Below are 24,728 nucleotides of genomic sequence, written 5' to 3'. Positions count from 1 at the left end.
GGGCGATCTCACGGTACTCGGCCGTTCGCAGATGGGGTTCGGGCCCGGCGCGTGACGGGCGCGCGGCGCCAGCCGGCAGCCGTTCGCGATGCGGTGGACGACCGCCTGCCGAATCCGCTGCCCGCCGCACGCAATTCGACGCAATCGGCTGTCGGCGGAGCCGAATTCGACGCGAATTGCGCAAATTGGCTTCCGATAATGGTCCCGACACAACGCAGCCGCCCCGTGTGCCCCACGGGTGCGGCGCTGACCATGGAGGAGTCGATGCAATTCACGCAAGCGATCGTTCGCCGTCCCGCGCCGTCCTGCGGCGCGGGCCTGACCACCGCCGCGCTCGGCGCGCCCGATTACGACAGGACGCTGACGCAGTTCCACGCCTATTGCGACGCGTTGCGCACGCTCGGCGTCACGCTGACCGAACTGCCGCCGCTGGATGCGTTTCCCGATTCGCATTTCGTCGAGGACGTCGCGGTCGTGACGCCGGAATTCGCGGTGATCACGCGCCCCGGTGCGCCCGCGCGGCGCGGCGAGACGGTACACATCGAAGCGGCGCTCGCCGCGCATCGCGACCTGCTGCCGATGCAGGCCGGCCGTCTCGACGGCGGCGACGTGATGCTGGTCGGCAAGCGCTTCTACATCGGCCTGACGGGCCGCACCGACGCCGAAGGGATCGCCGAGTTCGACTCGCTGGTGTCGCGCCACGGCTATTCGGTGGTCGCGGTGCCGGTCGGCGCCGGCCTGCATCTGAAGTCGGTCGTCAACGCGCTCGGCGACGACACGCTGCTCGTGACCGAAGCGCTGGCCGGGCATCCGGCGTTCGCCGGCTATCGCCGGATCGCGATCCCGGCCGTCGACGAATACGCGGGCAACACGCTGCGCGTGAACGGCACGCTGATCACGCCGGCCGGCTATCCGCGCGTGCACGACGCGATCGCGGCGCTCGGGCTGCCGCTGCACGTGATCGACACGAGCGAGTTCCGCAAGATGGACGGCGGCCTGACCTGCCTGTCGCTGCGGTTCTAGCCGATTGGCGCGCGGCCGCTTCGGCCGGATAATGTGGCCCCGGCGCGGAACCGAAGACGTTCCGCGCATCAGCTACTACCCGACCGGAGCGAACGCGGATGAGCGACAAGAAGATGCAGCTCGACAAGATCGATCTCCGGATCCTCGACATCCTGCGTACCGACGGGCGGATTTCCTACCGGAAGCTGTCGGAGCTTGTGAACCTCACACCGCGGCCTTGCCAGGCGCGCGTGGAGCGGCTGGAGGCGCTCGGCGTGATCGAAGGCTACCGCGCGGTGATCAAGGCGCCGCGCGCGACCAAGCCGATCGTCGTGATCGCGCAGATCGTGCTGGCCGATCACGGGCGTTCGCAGGCGCCGTTCGAGGAGGAAATGCGGGCGAATCCGGCCGTGCTCGACTGCTGGCTCGTCAGCGGCACGTTCGATTTCCTGGTGCGGCTCGCGTGCGAGGATCTCGACGAGTACCGGCGGATCGCGAACGTATGGCTCGAAAGCGCGCGGTTCCGCATCGAGAAGATCGTGACGACAGCCGAGCTGCAGGCGATCAAGCGCAGCATCGTCTGACGCGCCGGGCGCTCGCGCCCGCGCAGGCCGGGCTGCAGTGCGAATGACCGGCCCGTTCGATTTGCATTCCGAATCAAATCGACCGGGTCGCAATCCTGTCAGGGTGAATACTATGGATGCTTTGCAAGCGGCAGCAGAGACGGCCGCGCCGTCCGGGACGACGCTGAAGCGCCGGCTGCAGGGCCGCCACATCGCGATGATCGCGATCGGCGGCTCGATCGGCACGGGGCTGTTCGTCGCGTCGGGCGCGTCGGTCGCGCAGGCGGGGCCGGGCGGCGCGATCGCCGCGTATCTCGCGATCGGGATGATGGTCTACTTCGTCGTCACGGGGCTCGGCGAGATGGCGGCGCTGATGCCGGTGTCGGGCTCGTTCGCGGTGTACGGCGACAAGTACGTCGACGAGGGCTTCGGCGTCGCGCTCGGCTGGACCTACTGGTACAGCTGGGCCGTGACGATCGCGATCGAGCTGGTCGCCGCGCAGATCGTGATGCGCTACTGGCTTCCCGCGGTGCCGGGCGTGTGGTGGGGCGCGGGCTTTCTCGTGCTGATCTTCCTGCTGAATACGCTGTCGGTGCGCGGCTTCGGCGAATCGGAATACTGGTTCTCGCTGATCAAGGTCGTCACCGTCGTCGCGTTCATCGCGGCCGGGCTGCTGATCGCGGCGGGCCTGATCGGGAGCGGGCATCCGGTCGGCTGGCGCAACTTCACGACGGGCGACGCGCCGTTCGTCGGCGGGGTCCAGGCGATGATGAGCGTCGCGCTGATCGCGGGCTTCTCGTTTCTCGGCACCGAGCTGGTCGGGATCACGGCCGGCGAATCGGAGCATCCGCGCACGACCATTCCGCGCGCGGTGAAGCAGATCTTCTGGCGGATCATGCTGTTCTACGTGTTCGCGATTTTCGTGATCGGCCTGCTGGTGCCGTACACCGACCCGAACCTGCTGAAGAGCGACGTGACCGATATCGGCGTGAGCCCGTTCACGCTGGTGTTCAGCCACGCGGGATTCCCGCTCGCGGCGGGCGCGATGAACCTCGTGATCCTGACGGCCGTGCTGTCGGCCGGCAACTCCGGCACCTATGCGGCGACGCGGATGCTGCACACCCTCGCGTCGGAAGGGCGCGCACCGGCGCTGTTCGCGACGCTGTCGCCGGGCGGCGTGCCGCGCAACGCGCTGTATGCGACGATGGCCGTCGGCGGCCTGTGCTTCCTCACGTCGCTGACCAACAACCAGAGCATCTATCTGTGGCTGCTGAATACGGTCGGCATCACGGGCTTCATCGCGTGGCTCGGCATCGCGGTGTGCCATTACCGGTTTCGCAAGGGCTTCCTGAAGCAGGGCTACCGGCTCGACCAGTTGCCGTATCGCGCGAAGTGGTTCCCGTTCGGGCCGCTGTTTGCGATCGCGATCTGCATCGTGATCTCGCTCGGGCAGGACTACCAGGCGTTTTTTGCGGCGCGCATCGACTGGATGGAAGTGCTGTCGATCTACATATGGATTCCGCTGTTCGTCGCGATCTGGTGGACGTACCGCCGCGCACGCAAGAGCCGGCTCGTGCGTTACGAGGAGATGGAGATCGGGCCGTGGCTGGCGCGCTCGGCCGACGCGGCGGGTGAGGACGGACGGTCGCGCGGCGCGTGACGCGCGGGCCGGCCGCGTGACGGCCGCCCGCCCGCCGCGATACCATCGCGGTTCGCGCGGCGTGTCGCCCAGGGCTTGCGGCACGCCGCGTCATTCCAGAACGATTTCGCGTCCAGCACACAACATGACAACACAGCCGAACCGCGTTTCCTCCCCGTTACCTGTCTCCGGCGCCAGCGTGCGCGACATCGCCGATGCCGTGCGCGCGGCCGGACGGCGTGCCGTCGATGTGGCCGACGAAGCGCTCGCGCGTCTCGCGGCGATCGCGCCGCTCAATGCGATGGTGCACGTCGACGCCGATCTCGCGCGCCGCACGGCCGAGCGCATCGATGCGCGGGTCGCGCAAGGCGACGCGCTGCCGCTTGCCGGCGTGCCGTTCGTGATCAAGGACAACCTCGATACCGTCGGGATGCCGACGCTCGGCGCGAGCCCGGCGGTCGACGGCTATCGCGCGGCGGAGGATGCGCTGACGGTGCGACGCCTGCTCGAAGCCGGCGCTGTGCCGCTCGGCAAGGCGAACATGCACGAGCTCGCGTTCGGCATTACGAGCGGCAACCGGCATTTCGGCGCGGTCGGCAATCCGCACGATCCGCGGCGTATCGCCGGCGGGTCGAGCGGCGGGACGGCGGCGGCGGTCGCGGCGGGGATTCCGTTCGGTCTCGGCACCGACACGGGCGGCTCGGTGCGCATCCCGGCGGCATTCTGCGGCGTGTACGGGCTGCGGCCGTCCGCGCAGCGCTATTCGCCGCACGGTGTGCTGTCGCTGTCGCCCACGCGCGATACGGTCGGGCCGATCGCCGGGGGCGTCGACGATCTGCTGCTGCTCGACGCCGTGCTGACGCGCGACCACGGCACGGCGGTCGCGCCCGAATGGCCGGCGTTGCGTATCGGCGTGCCCGGTGCGCCTTACTTCGATGCGCTCGACCCGGGCGTCGCGGCGAGCATCGAACGCGCGCTCGCGTCGTTCGCGGCCGCGGGCGCGACGCTCGTGCCGCTGCCGGCGATGCCGCTGCACGAGGCGGACGAGGCATGCGGCTTCCCGATCGCCGCGTTCGAGGCGCACGCGTACTGGCGCCGTTTCGCGGCAGAGCGGCTCGGCATCCCGTTCGAGACGTTCGTCGAGCGGATCGCGAGCGACGACGTGCGCGACATCTTCCGGTCGTTCGCGCAGACGCCGGTCGGCGCCGGCGCCTATGCGGAAGCGATCGGGTGCCGCCAGCGCCTCGTGCACTGGTACGACGACGCGTTCGGCAGGCCGGTCGACTGCATCGCAATGCCGACGGTGCCGGGCGAGCCGCCGTCGCTCGACGACACGGCCGCGATGACGCCCGAGCAGGGCGGCGCGCTGTTCGCGCGGATCATGCGCCAGACCTCGCCGGCGACCCTCGCCGGCGTGCCGTCCGTGTCGATCCCGGCCGGGCATTCCGCGCAGACGGGCTTGCCGGTCGGACTCATGCTGGAAGGGCCGTGGGGCAGCGACCGCCGCCTGCTGGCGATCGCCGGCCGCCTCGACGCGCGGCTGCGGGACCGCGCGGCGCACGCCTGAGCCGCCGCGTTCAGGCCAGGTAGGCCTTCATGAAGTCGACCCACGCGCGCACCTTCTGCGGCACGTGCGGGGTCGACGGGTAGAGCGCGTACACGGCCTGCGGCGGAAACCGGTAGTCGGGGAGCGCGTCGACCAGCGCACCGCTCGCGAGGTCGTCGCGCACCAGCCATTCGGGCAGCAGTGCAACGCCGCTGCCTTGCCGCGCGAGCACGCGCAGCACCGACGCGTTGTCGACGACGACGCGCGGCTTGGCGCCGGGCTGGAACGCGTGCGGGTTGCCGTCGCGATCCGAGAGCGTCCAGGTGGCGATCCGTTCGAGCCGCGTATGGCCGAGATGCGGCAGGCGCGCCAGCATCTCGGGCGAATCGATGCGCGACAGGCCGGCGGCGGCAAGCAGTGAGGGCGCGATCACGGGCCGCACTTCATAGGTCGCGAGGCAGGCGCCGCGATACGGCAGGTCCTGGAACTGTTCGAGGCGCCCGAGCCGGATGGCGACGTCGACGCGCTCGCGCACCAGGTCGACCTGCGACGCATGGGTTTCGAGCCGCACGCGCAGCGCCGGATGGCGGTGCATGAACACGTGCAGCGCCGGCGCGACGACCATCGTCCCGTACTCGACGGTGGACGTCACGCGCAGCACGCCATGCATTCCGCCATGCTCGCTGCGGGCATCGTCGATCGCGCTCTCCGCCTCCTCCAGCACGCGCAGGCAGCGCGCATAGAAGCGCTCGCCCGCGTCGGTCAGCTCGACCCGCCGCGTCGTGCGCGTGAGCAGCGTGACGCCGAGCTCGGTTTCCAGCTGCTTGATGTTGAAGCTGACCGCGGCCCGGGCTTGGTTCAACTGGGCGGCGGCGGCGGTAAAGGAACCCGCCTCCACGACGGCGCGGAAGACGGCGAAACGATCGAGACTCACCATGGCGGGGCGGCGGCTTGGCGGAAAACCGACATGTTGCCCTGATTGTCAAAATTTTTCGACCAGTGTGGACGGTTGGGCGGTCTTATCGACGCGCGCGGCGAACCTTACACTGCGGCGTTTCGTTTGCATTTCGCCGCTCCGACATGACCGATCGCTCGAAAATCGCCGCCGTTTACCTGCTCGGGTTCGCGATCGATCTCGCCAACATGTTCGTCATCAACGCCGCCTATCCGACGATCCAGCGCGAACTGCACGCGTCGGTCGCGCAACTGGCGTGGATCGGCAACATGTACGTGCTCGGGCTGACCGTCGTGATTCCGCTCGGCTCGTGGCTGGCGCGGCGTTTCGGCGAGCGCCGGCTGCTGGTCGCGTCGCTGCTGCTGTTCGCGCTCGGCAGCGTCGGCGTCGGCCTGTCGGCGTCGATCGGCGTGCTGCTGGCGTGCCGGCTGGTCCAGGGGCTCGGCGGCGGGCTGCTGATCCCGGTCGGGCAGACGATGGCGTATCGCGCGTATCCGCCGGAGGCGCGCGCGCACCTCACGTCGATCGTGATGATGGTGGCGCTGCTCGTACCCGCGTTGTCGCCGGCGCTCGGCGGCGCGATCGTCGACCGTGCGTCGTGGCGCGCGATCTTCTTCGGCATGCTGCCGCTGGCCGCCGCGACCTGCGTGCTCGCGTTCGCGTGGCTGCCGCCCGACCGGGCGAGCGAACGGCCGCCGGCGCTCGATGCGCGCGGCCTCGCACTGAGCGCCGCGGCCCTGGTGGCGCTGCTGCTCGGCCTGACGTTCGCGGGCCAGCCGGGGGCGGGGCGCCTGGCGATCGCGCCGCTCGCGATCGCGCTCGCCGCCGGCGGCGCCTACGTCGTGCATGCGCGCCGCGCGGCGGCGCCGCTGCTCGACCTGCGGCTGGTCGCGCAGCCGCTGCTGCGGATCGGCCTGATCGTGTATCTGTGCGTGCCGGGCGTGTTCACCGGCGTGAACCTGGTTGCGGCGCTGTATCTGCAGAATGCGCTCGGGCTGAGCGCGACGCATACCGGCGCGCTGATGGTGCCGTGGGCGATCGCGTCGTTCGTCGCGATCGCGACGACGCGGCGCTGCTTTCCGAGGTGGGGCGCGAAACCGCTGTTCGTCGCGGGGATCGCGATCGACGCGATCGGCATCGTGCTGCTCGCGACGCCGCTGGCGGACGTCGAGGCCGGGCGCGTGCTCGCCTTCGTCGCGATGGGGCTCGGCGCCAGCATGTGCACCAGCACCTCGCAGAGCGCCGCGTTTCTGGATGTGCCCGCCGCGCGGATGGCCGACGCGAGCGCCCTCTGGAACATCAACCGGCAGTTGAGCTTCTGCCTGGGCGTCGCGGTGCTGGGCAGCGCGCTGAATTTCCTGCTGTCGATGCACGGCGACGATGCGCGCCTGGCGTACCGGCAGTGCTTCGGCCTGGCCGCGCTGCTGACGCTGCTGCCGCTGCCGTTCGTCGCGCGTCTCGCCCTGCACCGTGCGCCTGCCGGGCGACCGCTTTCCCAACGTTCATGAGTGTCGAGATGGAATCGTCAAACCCGTTTTTCCAGGAAGTGGTCGACGCGCATGTCGCCATCGAGCAATGGCTGTCGGGCCGCGCCGCCCGCAACGGGCTCGCATCGTTGCTCGCGCGTTTCTCGCGGCATTTCTCGATGATTTCGCTGCAGGGCCATGCGCTGGACTTCGCGGACGTCGACGTCCTGTTCTCGCGCGGCTTTGGCGTACGCCCCGGGCTGCGCATCGCGATCGACGAGTTGCACGAAGTGAGCGCGTGGCAGGACGGCGCGACGATCGCCTATCGCGAGACGCAGGTCGACGGCGAGGGGCGGCGCACCGTGCGCCGTTCGACCGTCGTGTTCGAACGCGACGGGGGCGGCCGCATCGGCTGGCTGCGCCTGCACGAAACACCGGTGACGGGCTGACCGTCGCCGCCGCGCCTGCCGCCCCGTGCCCGGCGGCCGGCGCATGCTGCCCGAGCGGTACCTACGACTAGAAACCTGAGAGATGACCATAAAAACAATCGAATCGGCGCGCCGCGACGGCGCACGGCGGCAGCGTGCCGGCGGCCGGAGGCACGCATGACCGCGCACGCGTTCACCGACGCCGTGGCGGCGCTCGTGCGCGATACCGAGGTCCACAAGGATCTCTACCTGTCGCCGCGTATTTTCGAACTGGAGATGCATCATCTGTTCGCGAATACGTGGGTGTACGTCGGCCACGTCAGCCAGATTCCGGAAACGGGCGACTACGTGACGACGACGATCGGCGCCGAGCCGGTCGTGATGGTGCGACACGTCGACGGCTCGGTGCGCGTGCTGCACAACCGGTGTTCGCACAAGGGCACGCAGCTCGTGACCGACGCGTGCGGCAACACCGGCACGTTCTTCCGCTGCCCGTACCACGCATGGTCGTACCGGACCGACGGCAGCCTCCATGCGATCCCGCTGCGGCGCGGCTACGAGGACACCGGCTTCGAATCGTGCGAGGCGGGCAAGGGCATGCAGGCGGTCGGCGCGGTCCACGATCATCGCGGCTTCGTGTTCTGCCGGCTGAATGCGGAGGGGATCGGCTTCCACGACTATTTCGGCGATGCGCTGTCGTCGCTCGACAACCTGGTCGACCGTTCGCCGGAAGGGCGCGTCGAGGTCGCGGGCGGCGTGTTCCGGTACGTGCATGCGTGCAACTGGAAGATGCTGGTCGAGAACCAGACGGACACCTGCCATCCGATGGTCGCGCACGAGTCGTCGGCCGGCACCGCCGTGCGCGTATGGGAGCGCGACGGTGCGGCCGGCGCGAAGCCGATGGCGGTCGAGCTGCTGGAACCGTTCATCCAGCCGCACGCGTTCTTCGAGCGGATGGGGCTGCGCGTGTGGCCCAACGGACACGGCCATACCGGCACGGCGGATTCGATCCACGCGCGCTACACGCCGATTCCGGGGTATCACGAGAAGATGGTGGCGTCCTACGGCGAAGCGCGCGCGGCGCGCATCCTCGGCGAGGTGCGCCACAACACGGTGCTGTTTCCGAACGCGATGGTGAAGGGGCCGATCCAGATCCTGCGCGTGTTCAAGCCGCTCGCGGCCGACCGCACGCTGGTCGAGTCGTGGTCGTTCCGCCTGGTCGGCGCGCCCGATTCGCTGTTCGAGCGCACGCTTGCGTACAACCGGCTGATCAACGCGCCGACGTCGATCGTCGCGCACGACGATCTCGAGATGTACGAACGCGCGCAGCGCGGCCTGGCGACCCGGTCGCGCGACTGGGTGCACGTGGGACGCCTGTTCGATCCGCAGGAGGCCGCGCAGCCGACGTCGGAGACGAACGGCACCAGCGAGCTGCAGATCCGCAACCAGTTCCGCGCGTGGCTGCGCTACATCGCACCCGTATCGACGAAGGGGGGCGCCGATGCGCACGATCACGCCCGATGAGCTCGTCGCGTTCGTCTATCGCGAGGCGCGCCTGCTCGACGAGCGTCGCTACGACGACTGGCTTGCACTGTACGCGGACGATGCACGCTACTGGATGCCGCTGTCGCCGGACCAGCCCGATACGGGGCTGCACGGCGCGCTGATGGACGAGGACCGGCTGCTGCTGCGCATCCGCATCGAGCGCCTGGGCGGTCGCCGCACGTTCTCGCAGCAGCCGGCGAGCCGCGGCCATCATCTGCTCCAGCAGCCGCACGTCGAGCGTGCCGACCACGAGCGTGGCGTGTACGTGTTGCGCACGACGTTCCACTACCTCGAAACGCGGTACGACGAGCAGACGCTGTTCGCCGGCTGGTACACGCACGAACTCTCGGTGCACGACGACGCGTTGCGCATCCGCGTGAAGCGGATCGATCTCGTCAATGCCGACGCGCCGCTCGGCAGCATCCATCTGCCGATGTGAGCGCAGGCTCGCGCATCCGGCTTCCACCCTTGAACACGATTCCATGAACGCCCCCGAACGCCTGCCGCATACGCTCCCGTACATCGACACGCTGTACGACTACGGCGCTTTCCTGTCCCGCACCGGCGGCCATCTCGGCACGCTGCCGGCCGAAGGCGCGCGCGGCGCACGGATCGCGATCGTCGGTGCTGGCGTCAGCGGCCTCGTCGCGGCGTGCGAACTGCTGCGCGCGGGGGCGACGCAGGTCGTCGTGTTCGAGGCGAACCCCGCGCGTGTCGGTGGCCGCCTGCTGACCCAGTCGATCAATCCCGACCATCCGCATCTGCTCGCCGAAATGGGCGCGATGCGTTTTCCGCCGTCGCAGGCCGCGCTTTACCACTATCTCGACCGGTTCGGCGTCGACAGCACCTCGGCGTTTCCCGACCCGGGCATCGTCGACACCGAGATCCACTACCAGGGCCATGCGTACCGCTGGCCGGCGGGCGATGCGCCGCCCGAGCTGTTCGATCGCGTCGACCGCGGCTGGCGCGCGTTCATTCGCGACGGCGTGCGGCTGGACGACGGCACGCAGTTGCCCGCGCCGGCCGAGCTGACGGCACGGCTGCGCGCGCATCGCTACGACGAAGCGCGGCAGGGCTGGCAGCAGTACATCGACCGCTTCGGCGACGAGTCGTTCTATTCGGCGATCGTGAAGATCTTCACGGGGACGGCGCCGCCCGGCGGCATCCGCTGGCGCAAGAGCGAGGACCTGCGCCTGTTCGGCACGCTCGGCATCGGCTCGGGCGGCTTCCAGCCCGTCTATCGCGCCTCGTTCCTCGAAATCCTGCGGATCGTCGTCAACGAGCTCGAGGTCGACCAGCGGCTGATCCCGGCCGGCATCTTCGCGCTCGCGCAGGGCCTGCTCGACGATGGCGCCGACGGCGCGCACGTGCGCGACTGCATCGTTCACGCGGCCGTGCGCGGCGTGACGAAGCAGCCCGACGGCAGGTTCGCGCTCGCGCTCGACGACGGATCGACGCAAACGTTCGACCGCGTGATCGTCGCGACGACGACGCGCGCGATGCAGGTCGGCATGGGCATCACGGGCATCGCGAACCTGTTTGCCCCGGACGTGGTCCGCGCGATCAACGAGACGCACCTGGTCAGCTCGTCGAAGCTGTTCGTGCTGACCCGCGACAAGTTCTGGCTCAAGCACGGGCTGCCGCACAACATCCAGACCGACACGCTGGCGCGCGGCATCTACTGCCTCGACTATGCGCCGGACGATCCCGACGCGCACGGCGTCGTGCTGATCAGCTACACGTGGGAGGACGACTCGCACAAGATCCTGTCGCTGACCGACAAGATCGAGCGGTTCAAGCGGCTCGCCGCCGAGATCGGGGTCGTGTCGCCCGCGTTCGCCGCGCACCTGCGCCCGCTCGACGACGACTACGCGCGCAACGTCACGAGCCACGACTGGCTGTCGGACCGTTACGCGCTGGGTGCGTTCAAGCTGAACTATCCGGGCGAGGACATCCATTCGCAGGCGCTGTTCTATCAGTTCCAGACGGCGGGCGAACCGTCGACGGACCGCGGGATCTACCTGGCCGGCTGCTGCTGTTCGTTTACCGGCGGCTGGATCGAGGGCGCGGTGCAGACCGCGATCAACGCGGCCAGCGCGGTGATCCGCAGCCTCGGCGGCACGCTGGCCGACGGCAATCCGCTCGACGCGATGCGCAACCGCTATCGCTACGGGGATTGAAGCGGCGATCGAGGCGGCCGGCTGCTACCGGTCGAGTTCGGGATAGTGCCGGAAGATGCCCATGTCGTTGAACGGAATGCGGCGTTCCGACGCGAGATAGCGCGCGACGGGCGGATGTTGCGCGACGCGGTCGTGCAGCGCGACGAGCGCCGGGACTTTCCGTTCCGCGCGCTTCATCGCTTTCGGAAACGCATAGCGCAGGCCCTCGATCAGCTGGAATATCGACAGGTCCGCATGGCTGAGTGCACGGCCCGCGATGTAGCCGGTGCGGTGCGGATTCCGTTCGAGCACGCGCGCGAAGTAGCCGAGGAATTTCGGCAGCCGGTTCGCCAGGAAATCGGCCGCGCGTTCGGCCGCTTCCGCCTTCTGGTCCTCGTAGTACAGGCCGCTCGCGATCGGATGATGCGTGTCGTGGATCTCGGTGACGAAATCGGCGACGGTCAACTGGAGCTGATGCACCCAGAGCCGGCCGGCTTCGTCGTCGGGCGCGAGCCCGAGCCGCGGGCCGAGAAACAGCAGGATGTTCGCCGTTTGCCCGATCACGAGATCGCCGGCCTTCAGGAACGGCGGCGCGAACGGCACGCAGTGCGCTTGCGTGCTGTCCATCATGCGCATCATCGCCGGCACGCCCATGCCGCGCCCCGATTCACGCGCGACGTCGACGTAGTCGGCTTCGGCCGCTTCCAGCGCGAGCCGGACATATTCGCCGCGGCCCTGGATGTCGGGCCAGTAATAGAGTGCATATCGCATGCGTTGCTCCTGTTCGTTGAACCGGATGCTGCCGGGATCGTGTCGGCGCGTGCCGCCATGCGCCGCTCGCTGCGAACACGCCGGCGGCACGGCGCGCGTCAGGCGTCGCGCTCGCCGCCGTCGGGGCCGTAAAAGAACACCCATGTCGAGAAGTCGTCGGAGAACCCGACGAAACGATGCTCGGCGCGTGCGGGAACGAACAGCACGTCGCCGGCCGCGACGCCGCATTCGCGTCCGTCGACGACGAAGCGCGACGTGCCGGTCGCGATCACGTAGATCTCGTCGCGCGCATGCGGCGCCTGCCGGTCCTCGCCGCGCGGCCGGTACAGCTCGACGTCGAGCGTGCCGTGGCGGAACAGTGTCGTGAACAGCGCGCCTTCCTGGTCGAGGCGTGCGAGCGATGCGTTCAGGCCGAGCTTCATCGTGGCGGGCTCCGGGTCCGGACCGTGGGAACGTTGGAACGTGGGCAGGCGGATGGCGCCATCGTAGCGCGAAATCCGGAACGCGATGCCTGCGACGCGACGATGCGCGCGCGTCGCATGGCCCGCCACCGATGAAACGGCGAAGGCGCGCTCTCGCCGCCGGTGAAACGCGCGTGCCCACGGGTGAAACGGCGTGACGCCCGCGCGCATTCGACCGGCGGGTTCACCGCAATTTAATAAACGCCCACTACGATCGCGCCTCATCAATCGACGGATGCGCCGCGATCCGTGCCATGCGCCGACCCGGCCGCCCGTCGTCCGATTGCCATTCCCGTGAACCCGCGATGAGCAGCGCCGCCATGTACGGTCGGCGTCGATCGCATCATTTCGTCATTCTCATGAGTCTGATTCCGTCGGCATCTTCACGCAGAAAATTCCTTGCCGCCGCGCCGGCCGTTGCCGCTGCGCCGTTGTTGAGCGCATGCGGCGGCGACGATATCGCGTCGGCGCCGATCGCCGACGGCGCGCTCGCCGCGCAGATGGCCGCGAAGCTGACCGCACAGCTCGGCGACGCGGCGACGGCCGGCGCGATCGTGCCGGCGATGACCGATGTCGGCTTCACGTGGGACCTGCCGACCGTGCCGGCCGCGCAGATCGGCGCGATCGTCGCGTACAGCTTCGGCAATCGCCCGAACGCGGCGAGCGGCAACACGTCGAGCACGGGCGGCAACCAGTCCGCGCTGCCCGATCCGGGGCCCGTCAACGAAGCGCTCGCGGACGCCGTGTACCGCATTCGCCAGTTGAAGCCGGTCAAGGTCTACGCGCAATGGGAAATCGCGCGTTTTCTCGTGTCGAAATACGGGATGGGCGCCGACGTGCTGTCGTCGGTCGAACCGGTGATCGCGAGCGACGGCTCGATCGTGTACCTGAGCACCGCCGGCGTCGCGGCCGTGGCCGTGTCGCGCGCGGGAGGCGCCGCCGCGATGGGCGCCGTCGCGGTGGTCGGCCATCGCGATCACGCGAAACGCTGCATCCAGACGTCGCAGCAGGCAGGCATGAAGGCGGCGGCCGTCGCCGAGGTGTCGCTGCCGACGACGTACGACCCGCAATCGGGCCAGCCGTGGACGCGCAACCGCAGCCTCTACCTCGTGCACGACATGTATGCGCAGATGCTGGCGCGCGCGATGACCGCGACGATGCAGGCGTTCCCGAAGGGCTGACGCCTTCCGCTTCCCATTCGAATTTCATGACCATGACGAACCGTCGCCATTTCCTGGCATCCACTTCCGTCTTCGCCGTGTCGTGCACGGCCGTCACGCCCGGTTTCGCGAGCGACGCACCGGCCTCCGATGCCGAGCTGCGGCGCCAGATGCTCGGCAAGCTGACGAACGAACTGAACGACGGCGCGACCGCCGCCGTCGAAACCGGCTACCTGCTCGACACGTTTTTCGCGTGGACGCCGCCCACCGTCGCCGCGGGCGCCATCCGCACGATTGCCGCGTTCGGCTTCGGCAGTCGCGCGGGCGCGTCCGTCCCGGGCCCCGTGAACGAGGCGATTGCCGACGCCGTGTACCGGCTCCGGCAGACGGTCGCGGCGCCGATCTTCGCCCAGCAGGAAGTGGCGAGCGTGCTCGCGTCGAAGTACGGGCTGACGTCCGGCGTGACCTCCGTTGCGACGCCGGCCGTGGCCGCCGGCAGCCCGATACCGACTCCCGACGGCGTCGCCGCCGCGATCGTCAGGCAGGCCGGCTCGGCCGCGGCGCTCGGTGCGGTCGGCGTCGTCACGCATCCGGACCAGGCGTCGCTCGCGGTGCGCGTGTCGATTGCGGCGGGGATGCAGGCCGCGGTGCCGGCCGGTCTCACGCTGCCGGCGCTGTACGACACGTCCGCGCAGATGCCGGCCATGCGGCGGCGCGACCTCTACCTGCTGAGCAATGCGGGCGTGCAGCTCGGGATGCTGCGGCTCGACCTGATCAATCGCGAATATCCGGACGGTTGACGCCGCGGGCGTCGGTGCGCGCGATTCGTGCAGCGCGCGCCGTGAGAAACTCGATTCGATCTGGATACAAGCCACTGATTAGAAGCAGATGCGTCGACGTAAGTTATTGTTTTAAAATAACTTATGTCGGTGGTCGCCATCGAATGAAGAAGCCCTCGAACCCAAAAAAAGTCAGTTCGGTTCCGTTGGTGCATCGTACTCGATTAGTTGTGGATACAGAGTCTACCGAAGGCGCAGCGAGTCCTGCCGCAGGCGGCTCTGGCCAGTCTCGATCCCCACGCTGACGTCGATTTGACAGAGTTTGACGTGCAGTTAACAGGCCGTCGAAATACCTCGGTCGGTCCTGCACGATGTAGGTTCCCGAGATCAAGGAAGAGCAGGCCGATGCGGGGCGCGGACGGTTACAACGAATCGTTGTTCAGCACGGTGAGGCTAGAAGAATTTGTTCCGCAGACGCATCCGCTGCGCCATGTGCGGACGTAGCCGAACGAAGCACTGTCGAAGATGAACGCGAAGTTCTCGGCGATGTATGAAGTCGAGGTGAAGGGGGGCGACCGAGTATTGCGCCTGAGGAATTGACGCGGGCGATGCTGCTGCAGGTGCGGTATAGCATCCGCAGCGAGCGGCAACTGGTCGAGCAGATCTCGTACAACCTGCTGTTCCGATGGTTCGTCGGCCTGTCGATAGAGGATGCAGTGTGGAGCCATTCAGTGTTCAGCAAGAACCGGGATCGGCTGCTGGAATTCGACGCGGTGACGGAACTGTTCAATGCGACGGTGGAAACGGCGCAGAAACGAGGCTTGCTGTCGGGCGAGTACTTCAGCGTCGATGGCACACTGATTCAGGCTTGGGCTAGCCACAAGAGCATCCATCGCAAAGATGGCAGCGGCCAGGACCGGCCGCCCGGCAACTGGCACGGCCAGACGTGCAACAACGAAACGCATGAGTCGAAGGGCGACGGTGACAGCCGCCTGTACCGAAAGAGCAATGTGGCGCTGGCGCTGCCGAGCTATCTTGGCCATGTGCTGACCGACAATCGGCACGGCCTGATAGTCAATGTACAGGCCAGCCAGGCGAATGGGCGAGCCGAACGCGACGTTGCTGCCGAGATGTTGCGGGACGCCGCGCTACCCGATCGACGCATCACGGTCGGGGCCGACAAGGTTACGACACGCGCGGGTCATCAAGGCTTGCCGGGACGCGAACTTGACGCCGCACGTGGCGCGCAATACGAAGCGCGGCGGCGGCAGTGCGATCGACAAACGCACGACTCGGCATCTGGGCTACGCGCTGAGTCAGCGCAAACGCAAATGTATCGAGCCGTGCTTCGGCTGGGGCAAGACGATAGGCCCGCTGCGACAGGTCATGGTTCGTGGTCTTGAGAAAGTGGACCAACTGCTGACCCTGACGATGGCGGCTTATAACCTGACGCGGTTGCGATCGCTGGGCGAGCTGTGCCTGCGGAGTGCCTGAGGTATCGGAGCGGGCACCGGGAAGCCCACGACCTTGATCCATTCGCATGGAAATCGGTCGAATGAGCCCAAACCGACCGCTTCGCGGTGATCGTCGCGAACGGCCAAAGGGAAAATACATCCAGCCCGGCAATAATTCAACGACCTGCTAGAGCAACAGCGTTCTACGACGAAGCGCTGCATAAGGAGTTAGGCACCCTCTACAAAGCGGTGTCTCGACTGTACGACGGCCTGACGAACGGCACTACGTTCGTAGGGCGCGATGCCAAGATGATCGGGGTGGTGCCCGAATATGTCCGTAGGCACAGAACCGAATAGGACGTCGAGGATACGAAGCTGCCCAACCGCAGACGGAAGCGTTTTGTCGCAGCCTATGACGGCTTCATCGAGCTGTGCCGGACGACTCTGTATCCCTGATATAGGGTCCCCTCACTACTGCAATTCTGCTTCCAGCGAATTGGGGAAAGGGTTTGAAATATCGAGATCTCGGACCCAACCAGTTGTAATTTTCTTGGAATCCGTGCTCTCAATCATCATGTTTGGATTAACGTATCGGATATAAGAATATGCCCCTTTTCTGGAAAGCACCGCAACCCAATCTCCGGGCACAAGATATTTTTCTTCCTTTCCTGATCCTGGGGATTTGTGAAGAAATGTTTTCCGAGAAATGACGGCAATCCCTATCGCTTTAAGTTCGGTCGTAGGTTCAAACTGCTCAGCTCCACGCGTGCCAGGCTTGGCGGTAAATATGCCTGCAACGCTTAGACATCCCCCCTGTGGGGAGTCCGTTGTTAGTCCTACGGCGCCGTCACCTATATACAGGACGCCATCAATGCTCGCATCAGGATTTCTATTTTTATATGAAAACGTGCCGTCACCTGGCCTCTTGTACGCTGAAATGTAAAAAGTCTTGCTCTTAAGGGATGTAACGCCTTCATAATCATGGTTTTTTACAATGTCAGAATTCGCAAAAAACATGAAACTGCATGAAAATTGATCTTGATATGCATTGTAATATCCATAAATATCCTTTCCTGATTTGTAGGTTACAAAATCGGGATCGCTATAGATGGTGAGCGTACCAGCAAATGCAACTTGAGATGCGAATGCAATCGTCCCAAGGGTGATCAATAGTTTAAATGATTTACTTAAATTCATTGTAAAATTTACCCATTGATGCGGCGTAAGAAGGAGGGGCGTTGTTGCCGTTATATGCCGTTGCAAAATTAGCCCAATTTTTATCCTTGAGCGCAGTTATCGCGTTTTTATTCATCTTGCAGTATGCAACAAAAAGATCGAGCTGCCCATCAATTCCTTGCATGGAGAGATTGGCCAGTTCCACTGGACTCGCGTACCCCATCTCCTCCCAAAATATGCCCATGATCTGGAAGGCGCCCCACGAACATGCCATAATCGCATAATCCCGATTGAGCGTACACGCGCGAAAGAGTCGCTCATATTGATACATGATTTGTTCATCTTCTAAATTCGCCCATCCGCTATCGTCTTTCTCGCCGTTCTGGTAGTCGCCTTGTGCTGGGAAGCAGAGATTCGGATATTTTGGAAATGGATTTGTCTCCTTCCTAAGAAGAGATGGTACTTCCATTCGCCTCTCCTTCGGCAGACTGGCCCTCATAAACATATGCCGTTCATAACGAATTTTCGGCAGGCCGTTCACGCAAAATCCAGAACCATGACTCTCCGTCATCGCAACTGCTTTGATTGCAGCTACCTCGCACGAAAGATCTTTGGCTACCTGCTTGTACTTCTCGTCGGTAATTTCCAGGTTCTTGGGATAGTTCAGTCTCGTCCCCAGGACGTTGAGCACGACTGTTCGCGGTTTCCCTGTTTCCACTACCTTGTAGTGGTGCTCGATGGTGATTTTTGTCTTTTTCTTGTGTGTTTTGGCGTCGACGGTCACTTCCTTATTCTTCGTCGGGAAATCTTTCTTCAATAGACCTTGCTCGGTTACTTTTTGCGAAAATGTAATGTATGGAGCAAATTCATTCAGTAAGCGATCAAACGTCATAATCTCGCCCTGTTTTACAACAGGGAGATTCAATTCTTGCTCAAAATCGTCTTTTGGTGTTGGCTTCGTCGTCGCCTCAAGATGAAACTCAGGGCTGATGATGGTAAATGCGTTGATATCTTTCTTCGGCACAACCTTCGCTTTCCACGCGTATTCTCCACGTCGATTTTTAACGAAGACGTCGATCGGTTGATTGCGCACGGCATTGGTGATCGTCACTGCATAACCGTCCTTGTCAGTCGTCGCCTCAAGGGTGTTGTCAGAAATGGGAGGCGGCGGAGGCGGAGGTGGCGGCGCTGCCGGCTTTGCGGCGGCAGGCGAGGGTGCGTTGGTGCCTGATGCAGCCTGCCCGGCGGTCGCCGCCGTCGAAGCCGCCGCTGGAGCAGAAGCCGAGGCTGGAGCGGACGCCGCGCCAGGTGCTGCGGTCGCCGTGCTCGACGCGGGAGCCGGGGGAGGCTCCTGTACTTTCGTCGGGTCCGGTCCAGCCACCCAGGGCGGTGCTGGGGGGGTTCCAGTGCCGACCTTGAACTGCACGGACAGTCCCTCGATGGGCGTGTGCATCACGTCCTGAAACATAAACATTGCTGCCACGCCAGCTTTCGGCGCGGCATCCTGTGTTTGATTGGTTGCCACAAGTGCTCCTGATGAAGTTCGAATCCGGCCGTCCTGGCGTCATTAATCGATTTGCGGCAGGTCGGACAATTCGTTGGCGCCACTCGGCGCTTCATAATCGTACGCGGCCTCCAGAGCACCCCACTCACCACCGCCTACTTCGCACTTGACCTTCGTAGGTTCGGGCGTATGAACGGCCGCCGTGGCCCCGTCGAGTAGTCCGCCCTGCTGCTGGATCGTCGTGCCGTCCGGCATATAGATACGGTATGTCTGCGCCTCTAGACTTTGGCCCAAGCCGAGATTCGCGATCACGGAGGAGACATCAAAGATCTGCGTATATTCATGCGCGGGGTTTTGCGTCAGCGTACTGACGGGTAGTGCTGGCATCGCGTAACGCATGCTCGCCGGGCCACTGAAGGAATGCTGCGCGCCCTTGAACTCGACCGTTCCGGGGGCGTGTCCCCGAATATTTCCGCCTTCCAGGGTGATCGAAGCACCGCCAGCCGTCAGTACCAGCTTTCCGCCGGCGGCGATTTCGATGTCACCTTGCGACAGTAGTTTGAGGACTGCTTTGGCGATCACCTCGACGTCTGCCTCATGGGACTGAATTTGCACCGGCCCTTTGCTGAACAATCTGATCGCCGTCTGGGAGAACATCCCAATCGCCTTGGCGGCATTGACGACGAACGCGCCCGCCGTGCCGATATGTGTGTTCAGACCGCTGACCAGATTGATATGGCGATCGGCCGTCATGTGCAGCGAGTCTTGCGTAGACGTGCCGACGCCGAACGGACTGGCGAGTAGCAGAATCGCCTTCTTGAAGGCGTTCGCGCTTCCTGTTCCTCCGCCGGCAGTACGTCCGCCGCTGGCTTCCGGCGCCTCCGACTGCTGCGTAGCGTCGCTGAACTGTTTGAGCGAATCGTGGCTGTCTTGCAGGCTGTCAGCGTGGTGCTGGACGCCGACATTCGACAGTGTTTCTACGATACTCTCAGCACCGATCAACTGGCCCTGTGCTTCCTTGACGTCGAGCTGGTCATCGTTGTGCGCCTTCGGGTACGTGCCGATATATGCGCCGCGATTCGCACGCAAACCGAGGTAGTCGTCCGTATGTAGTAGCGCACCCTTTCCGAGATATCGGCCGCGGGCGTTCTTGTTGCCCGCATGGTCGATCAAGACGCCCTGATGATACAGACTGTAGCTATTCCCGACCTTGCCCGTGTACGTCGTCAGGCGCGTAGCCCCTTGGTGCGTCGAATCGTCGTGGACGAATGCGTTGTATGCGCCGCTTTTTCCGAAACCGTTGGACATCAGTCCCGAGAGCAGGGCGTTGGTATGCCACTGCGGCGATGTCGTTTGAGACGGGAGGCGACCGAGCACATATGGTCGGTCGCAATCGCCCTGGAAATAACCGACCAGCACCCATTCGCCCTTCCGGGGGACATGAACACCGCCGTACCCATATCCGGTGTCGGCCTGCATCACCAGCAGCGGCGGCGATGTCCGGAACGGGCCGGTCCCGCTGCGCTGATCCCACGGATAAGTCACGTAGATACGATTGCGCTCATCGGCCCACGCTTCTTCGTCATCCGGTCCGCTTACGAGCGCATGCTCGGCGTGCATCAGTGGCTTTTTATGCTCGAACGGACTGCGATATTCGATGCCGGTCCGCTGCGCCTCTACCTTGACGAAGTAGAAGCCGGCCAGGCCGTCGATTGGGTTGGTTTGTGAGTTGAACTGGCCGTCGTGGTCTCGACGTAAGTCGGACAAGTCGCTTTGCAAGCTCAGAGGATAGGTCGCGGCATGGCTGGAAACTGGCACATTGTTTTCAATGAACCATTCGGCCTCGACGATCAGGAATTCCCGGAGGTTCGGCTCGACAGTCATGTGCCGTGTGTGATGCTCGAGCGTGAAGCGCAATCCGGCGTCGATCCACCGCACACCGCCGATGGCTAAATAACGGCGGGCGGCGGAAGTCCAGGCTTCGGTTCGAGTGGATGCGCGCCGGCGCCCGTCATCCGAGTTTGGGTACGCATACGACAGTGCTTCTCGCACGATCATGGGCGCATATGGAACCTCACGCTTTACGTGCTGGCGCCGTTCTTCCGTCGTGTACGTGACAGCGCTATCGCCCAGGTCACTTTGCACGGAGTAATTGCGTTCCGGATCCTTGTAGTTGAAGGACGTCGTTGCGTAGGCAAGGCTTTGCGCGACCTGCAACGCTGCCCATTGTGTGAAGCCGTCTACTTCGCCACCTACGACGCCGTTAGCGAATTCGATAGGTTTAGCTTCAGGTAACGCGGAAAGACGATCGACGATCACGAGCGTCGACACCCGAGGATCGCCTTCATATTGGACCGGAGCGTGCTCGAAGTAAAAGTACCAACCTTCGTCTTCAAGAATCCGGTGGAAGAAGTTCAGGTCGGTATCGCTCTGTCGCGTGTACGAGCGTATGCGCGGTTCATCCGTCAGGGCGAAACGTACGCACCCGGCCAATTGCGGATATGCACCGAGAAGCTCGACGATAATATCCCGTGCATTTTTTTCAAACCAATGATCGTCCTTCCTCGCCTTCCCAAGAAAGAAGAGCGCCGACTCGAACTCAATTTGGTAGACGGTCAGGGTTCCGTCTTGTCCGAGAGTATGGAATTTGTGAACGAAGCCATGAATTGGACGATAAATTGACGCAGCAAAGGGCGCCGAATTCTGCTGGATAAACAGTGTGACTGGCTGGTGTTCCAGCTCCAGATTGTCAATATCGTCGCGCAACGAGACGACGTCGACTACCCAGCGATAGCCCCGTCCAATTCTGGACCAACCCTTCGCGCGCACGGGGATCAGCGTCTGCGCACCGAGCGGGGAGCGGAACATGAGCAAGCGTTCGTGCTGCATTAAGCCCCGGTGTATCGATTCGTACAGCGTGGTCGCCTGCAAATCGGCAGCGCCGACAGGTCGAAGAGCCATTTTTTTTCCTTGTCTCTCAGGTTCGACCGCCAAGAACGCGACGTCGGCGACGGTCAGCCATAGCGACCAAGTGTCGCTCGCGCGATTTTATCCAAAGTTGACCAGAGGGGCTTGGCGGTTTATGGATTTGACAAAATACGATGTCTGATTTTCGATCAGAAAAGAGGATGTGGCCACGCTTTTGCGAAGACTGAAATGTAAATGAAAGGAATGGGGTGTAGTGGTCAACTCATTCCGGACACTGCGTTAAGTTTTTCTTCTGCGACAGCCGGTGCGAGTCCGTCATTGAACTGATGCGGCCGTATCCAGTTGTACCGGTGCATCAGGTAGTGACGGATATCCCGGTGTGCTTCTTGTGTCGACATGTAACCCACCGACGGCAGCCATTCCGTTTTCAAGCTGCGGAACAGCCGTTCCATCGGGGAATTGTCCCAGCAATTTCCACGACGGCTCATGCTCTGCTTTATCCGATAGCGCCAGAGCCTCTGACGGAATTTCCGGCTAGGCCGCCCTGATCCGAATGGAACAGCAATCCTCGCGGTCGCCACGCTGCTCATAGGTCATCTCCAACGCTTGCACGACCAGATCGGCATCTGGGTGCGTTGAGAATGCCCAGCCGACAACGCGCCGCGCGAACAGGTCGAGCACGGCCGCCAGATAATGCCAACGGCCTTGCGCCCAGATATACGTGATGTCGCCGGACCAGACCTGATTCGGCGCGTCAACGTCGAACTGGCGGTTCAGATGGTTCGGAATATCGATCCGTTCAACCGTCGCCTGCTTGTATGCATGACTACCGGGCTGCTTGCAGATTAGCCCCAGCTCTTCCATCAAACGACTGACCTTGAAACGGCCAATTGCCGTACCTTCTTCGCGCATCATGCCCATAATGCTACGGCTGTCGGCGGAGCTGCGACTCTCGATGAACAACTCATGCACACGGCTGCGTAACGCCATGCGCTCGGCATTCACACGCTTAGCACGCTTGCGGTACGCGTACAGGCAGGATCGCGGCATACCCAATACAGCGCAGACCAACTCGACAGATTCGTCTTCGCAAACCTGATCGATTACTTCGTACGTTCGATCCCTTCCGACATCAAGAGCGCGGTAGCTTTTTTTAAAATGACCTTCTCACGCTCGAGGCGTTCGATGCGTGCCTCGAGTTCCTTGATGCGTTGTTGATCCGGCGTGATTGCCTTGCCCTGCGGCGTGACACCCTGACGTTCCATTTGAAGCTGATGCACCCAGCGGCGCAGCACCGTCTCGCCGACGCCGACCGAGCGGCTCGCCTCCACATGGCTATAGCCCTGGTCGACCACCAGGCTCGCGGCTTGCTGTTTGAACTCTGGGGAAAACGTCCGTCGTTGCTTTGTCATCAGACGCCTCTTCATGGCGAGCATTCTCGCCTAAATCAGTGTCCGGTTTCATTAGACCACTACAGGGTAGTCTGGTCGCGCAATCCGACGCAGATTCCGAGGACGGGATTAGTTCGTGAGACGCCTTGGGAGAGTAAGTCGAGCGGGCTGCTCCTGCACGTTGTCTCTAAAACTAATCGACCATGGTCTTCGAAACGAATCGGTAGGGACGCGTCGATTGCCGGGTAATGCCGATACAGGTATTGGCACTACCAGCCAAACCACTGTTTTTAATGGGTTTTTTCGCGTCCGGCCTGCGCCGCGACGCGTTCTGCGTGGCATAATCGACCGCATCCGCAAGGCTTGTAGTCACAACGACCCCGCATACCCATGGCACAGACTCTCTACGACAAACTGTGGAACACCCACGTGGTCCACACCGAGGAAGACGGCACGACCCTGCTTTACATCGACCGTCAGCTGCTGCATGAAGTCACGAGCCCGCAGGCGTTCGAAGGGCTGAAGATGGCGCAGCGTCCGGTGTGGCGCATCAGCGCGAACCTGGCCGTGTCGGACCACAACGTGCCGACCACCGATCGCACCCACGGCATCGCCGATCCCGTCTCGAAGCTGCAGGTCGACACGCTCGACGCGAACTGCGACGCGTTCGGCATCACGCAGTTCAAGATGAACGACGTGCGCCAGGGCATCGTCCACATCATCGGGCCGGAGCAGGGCGCGACGCTGCCGGGCATGACGATCGTGTGCGGCGATTCGCATACGTCGACGCACGGCGCGTTCGGCGCGCTCGCGCACGGCATCGGCACGTCGGAAGTCGAGCACGTGCTCGCGACGCAGACGCTGCTGCAGAAAAAGAGCAAGAACATGCTCGTGAAGGTCGAGGGCGCATTGCCGCGCGGCTGCACCGCGAAGGACATCGTGCTCGCGATCATCGGCAGGATCGGCACGGCCGGCGGCACGGGCTACGCGATCGAATTCGGCGGCTCGACGATCCGCGCGCTGACGATGGAAGGCCGCATGACCGTCTGCAACATGGCGATCGAGGCCGGCGCGCGCGCGGGCATGGTCGCCGTCGACGATACGACGATCGATTACCTGAAGGGCCGTCCGTTCGTGCCGACCGGCGCGGAATGGGATCAGGCCGTCGAATACTGGCGCCAGTTCAAATCGGACGAAGGCGCGCAGTTCGACCGCGTGGTCGAGCTGAACGCGGCCGAGATCGTCCCGCAGGTCACGTGGGGCACGTCGCCGGAAATGGTCACGTCGATCGACGGTCGCGTGCCCGACCCCGAGCGCGAGAAGGATCCGGTCAAGCGCGACGCGATGGAGCGCGCGCTGGCCTACATGGCGCTCGAGCCGAACACGCCGATCGAGTCGATCAAGGTCGACAAGATCTTCATCGGCTCGTGCACGAATGCGCGGATCGAGGACATCCGCGCGGCCGCGTACGTCGTGCGGAAGCTGAATCGCCGCGTCGCGTCGAACGTGCGGCTCGCGATGGTCGTGCCGGGCTCGGGCCTCGTGAAGGCGCAGGCCGAGCGCGAAGGGCTCGACAAGGTGTTCACGGACGCCGGTTTCGAATGGCGCGAGCCGGGCTGCTCGATGTGTCTCGCGATGAACGCCGACCGGCTCGATCCGGGCGAGCGCTGCGCGTCGACGTCGAACCGCAACTTCGAAGGGCGGCAGGGCGCGGGCGGTCGCACGCACCTCGTGAGCCCCGCGATGGCGGCGGCGGCGGCCATCGAAGGCCACTTCGTCGACATTCGCCAGCTGGGGTAAC

The 24,728-nt window shown here is 64.3% G+C and carries 18 protein-coding genes and 2 pseudogenes; 13 read left to right on the top strand and 7 right to left on the bottom strand.

Going from position 1 to position 24,728, the window contains the following annotated elements; genetic code table 11:
* Positions 1 to 264: 264 nt before the first annotated feature.
* The 4 genes from GQ56_RS0130865 (at position 265) to iaaH (ending at position 4,771) form a co-directional block, all read left to right on the top strand.
* On the top strand, positions 265 to 1,023 hold the full coding sequence (locus GQ56_RS0130865; protein ID WP_031402323.1) for a dimethylarginine dimethylaminohydrolase family protein: 759 nt from the start codon (positions 265 to 267) through the stop codon (positions 1,021 to 1,023).
* 98 nt (positions 1,024 to 1,121) lie between these two features.
* Entirely contained in the window at positions 1,122 to 1,586 is a 465-nt protein-coding gene (locus tag GQ56_RS0130860) for an Lrp/AsnC family transcriptional regulator (protein WP_031402322.1), read from the top strand.
* Between the two features lie 112 nt (positions 1,587 to 1,698).
* Complete coding sequence (locus GQ56_RS0130855) at positions 1,699 to 3,225, top strand: amino acid permease (protein WP_031402321.1); 1,527 nt, start codon at positions 1,699 to 1,701, stop codon at positions 3,223 to 3,225.
* Positions 3,226 to 3,349: 124 nt separating this feature from the next.
* Positions 3,350 to 4,771 carry an indoleacetamide hydrolase gene (gene iaaH / locus GQ56_RS0130850; protein ID WP_031402320.1) on the top strand — a complete coding sequence of 474 codons (1,422 nt, stop codon included), beginning with the start codon at positions 3,350 to 3,352 and terminating at the stop codon, positions 4,769 to 4,771.
* Between the two features lie 10 nt (positions 4,772 to 4,781).
* Here iaaH and GQ56_RS0130845 read toward each other — a convergent pair whose 3' ends face one another.
* Positions 4,782 to 5,687 (bottom strand): LysR family transcriptional regulator, encoded by a 906-nt coding sequence (locus GQ56_RS0130845; RefSeq protein WP_031402319.1) that lies wholly within the window; start codon positions 5,685 to 5,687, stop codon positions 4,782 to 4,784.
* Between the two features lie 143 nt (positions 5,688 to 5,830).
* On the opposite strand from GQ56_RS0130845, the gene GQ56_RS0130840 reads away from it, so the two are divergent.
* From GQ56_RS0130840 to GQ56_RS0130820, 5 genes are all read left to right on the top strand, one after another.
* Complete coding sequence (locus GQ56_RS0130840) at positions 5,831 to 7,213, top strand: MFS transporter (protein WP_031402318.1); 1,383 nt, start codon at positions 5,831 to 5,833, stop codon at positions 7,211 to 7,213.
* Positions 7,214 to 7,221: 8 nt separating this feature from the next.
* Complete coding sequence (locus GQ56_RS0130835; protein ID WP_031402317.1) at positions 7,222 to 7,620, top strand: hypothetical protein; 399 nt, start codon at positions 7,222 to 7,224, stop codon at positions 7,618 to 7,620.
* 156 nt (positions 7,621 to 7,776) lie between these two features.
* On the top strand, positions 7,777 to 9,123 hold the full coding sequence (locus tag GQ56_RS0130830) for an aromatic ring-hydroxylating dioxygenase subunit alpha (protein WP_031402316.1): 1,347 nt from the start codon (positions 7,777 to 7,779) through the stop codon (positions 9,121 to 9,123).
* A complete protein-coding gene (locus GQ56_RS0130825; RefSeq protein WP_031402315.1) occupies positions 9,101 to 9,583 on the top strand; it encodes an aromatic-ring-hydroxylating dioxygenase subunit beta in 483 nt (160 codons plus the stop codon). The genes GQ56_RS0130830 and GQ56_RS0130825 overlap by 23 nt, the downstream gene beginning before the upstream one ends.
* Positions 9,584 to 9,626: 43 nt before the next feature.
* Positions 9,627 to 11,324 (top strand): flavin monoamine oxidase family protein, encoded by a 1,698-nt coding sequence (locus GQ56_RS0130820; RefSeq protein ID WP_031402314.1) that lies wholly within the window; start codon positions 9,627 to 9,629, stop codon positions 11,322 to 11,324.
* 24 nt (positions 11,325 to 11,348) lie between these two features.
* Here the strand turns inward: GQ56_RS0130820 and GQ56_RS0130815 are convergent, their stop codons facing one another.
* Both GQ56_RS0130815 and GQ56_RS0130810 read right to left on the bottom strand, forming a co-directional pair.
* Positions 11,349 to 12,074, bottom strand: coding sequence for a glutathione S-transferase (locus GQ56_RS0130815; RefSeq protein WP_031402313.1), 726 nt, complete (start codon positions 12,072 to 12,074; stop codon positions 11,349 to 11,351).
* Between the two features lie 98 nt (positions 12,075 to 12,172).
* Positions 12,173 to 12,496 carry a cupin domain-containing protein gene (locus GQ56_RS0130810; protein WP_031402312.1) on the bottom strand — a complete coding sequence of 108 codons (324 nt, stop codon included), beginning with the start codon at positions 12,494 to 12,496 and terminating at the stop codon, positions 12,173 to 12,175.
* Positions 12,497 to 12,894: 398 nt separating this feature from the next.
* On the opposite strand from GQ56_RS0130810, the gene GQ56_RS0130800 reads away from it, so the two are divergent.
* From GQ56_RS0130800 to GQ56_RS39655, 3 genes and pseudogenes are all read left to right on the top strand, one after another.
* Positions 12,895 to 13,716, top strand: a complete 822-nt coding sequence (locus tag GQ56_RS0130800) for a hypothetical protein (protein WP_031402311.1) — start codon at positions 12,895 to 12,897, stop codon at positions 13,714 to 13,716.
* A 32-nt stretch (positions 13,717 to 13,748) separates the two neighbouring features.
* Positions 13,749 to 14,495, top strand: a complete 747-nt coding sequence (locus tag GQ56_RS0130795) for a hypothetical protein (RefSeq protein ID WP_031402310.1) — start codon at positions 13,749 to 13,751, stop codon at positions 14,493 to 14,495.
* 384 nt (positions 14,496 to 14,879) lie between these two features.
* Positions 14,880 to 15,968 (top strand): annotated as a pseudogene (locus GQ56_RS39655) (IS5 family transposase).
* Positions 15,969 to 16,399: 431 nt separating this feature from the next.
* Here the strand turns inward: GQ56_RS39655 and GQ56_RS44910 are convergent.
* The 4 genes and pseudogenes from GQ56_RS44910 to GQ56_RS39650 form a co-directional block, all read right to left on the bottom strand.
* The gene (locus GQ56_RS44910) at positions 16,400 to 17,125 is read right to left on the bottom strand and encodes a hypothetical protein (protein WP_152601910.1); all 726 of its coding nucleotides are present in this window, start codon (positions 17,123 to 17,125) and stop codon (positions 16,400 to 16,402) included.
* Positions 17,112 to 18,629: an N-acetylmuramidase family protein gene (locus tag GQ56_RS42215; RefSeq protein ID WP_235212793.1), complete on the bottom strand. Its 1,518-nt coding sequence runs from the start codon at positions 18,627 to 18,629 to the stop codon at positions 17,112 to 17,114. The genes GQ56_RS44910 and GQ56_RS42215 overlap by 14 nt, the downstream gene beginning before the upstream one ends.
* Before the next feature lie 42 nt (positions 18,630 to 18,671).
* Entirely contained in the window at positions 18,672 to 21,569 is a 2,898-nt protein-coding gene (locus tag GQ56_RS0130785) for a type VI secretion system Vgr family protein (RefSeq protein WP_081894993.1), read from the bottom strand.
* 224 nt (positions 21,570 to 21,793) lie between these two features.
* Positions 21,794 to 22,948 (bottom strand): annotated as a pseudogene (locus GQ56_RS39650) (IS3 family transposase).
* Between the two features lie 369 nt (positions 22,949 to 23,317).
* On the opposite strand from GQ56_RS39650, the gene leuC reads away from it, so the two are divergent.
* Complete coding sequence (leuC, locus tag GQ56_RS0130770) at positions 23,318 to 24,727, top strand: 3-isopropylmalate dehydratase large subunit (protein WP_031402307.1); 1,410 nt, start codon at positions 23,318 to 23,320, stop codon at positions 24,725 to 24,727.
* Position 24,728: the final 1 nt, after the last annotated feature.

The organism is Burkholderia paludis, from assembly GCF_000732615.1.
GTDB lineage: Bacteria > Pseudomonadota > Gammaproteobacteria > Burkholderiales > Burkholderiaceae > Burkholderia > Burkholderia paludis.
Note: the sequence above shows the minus strand (reverse complement) of the source record. Positions and strands in the feature narration are given on the sequence as shown.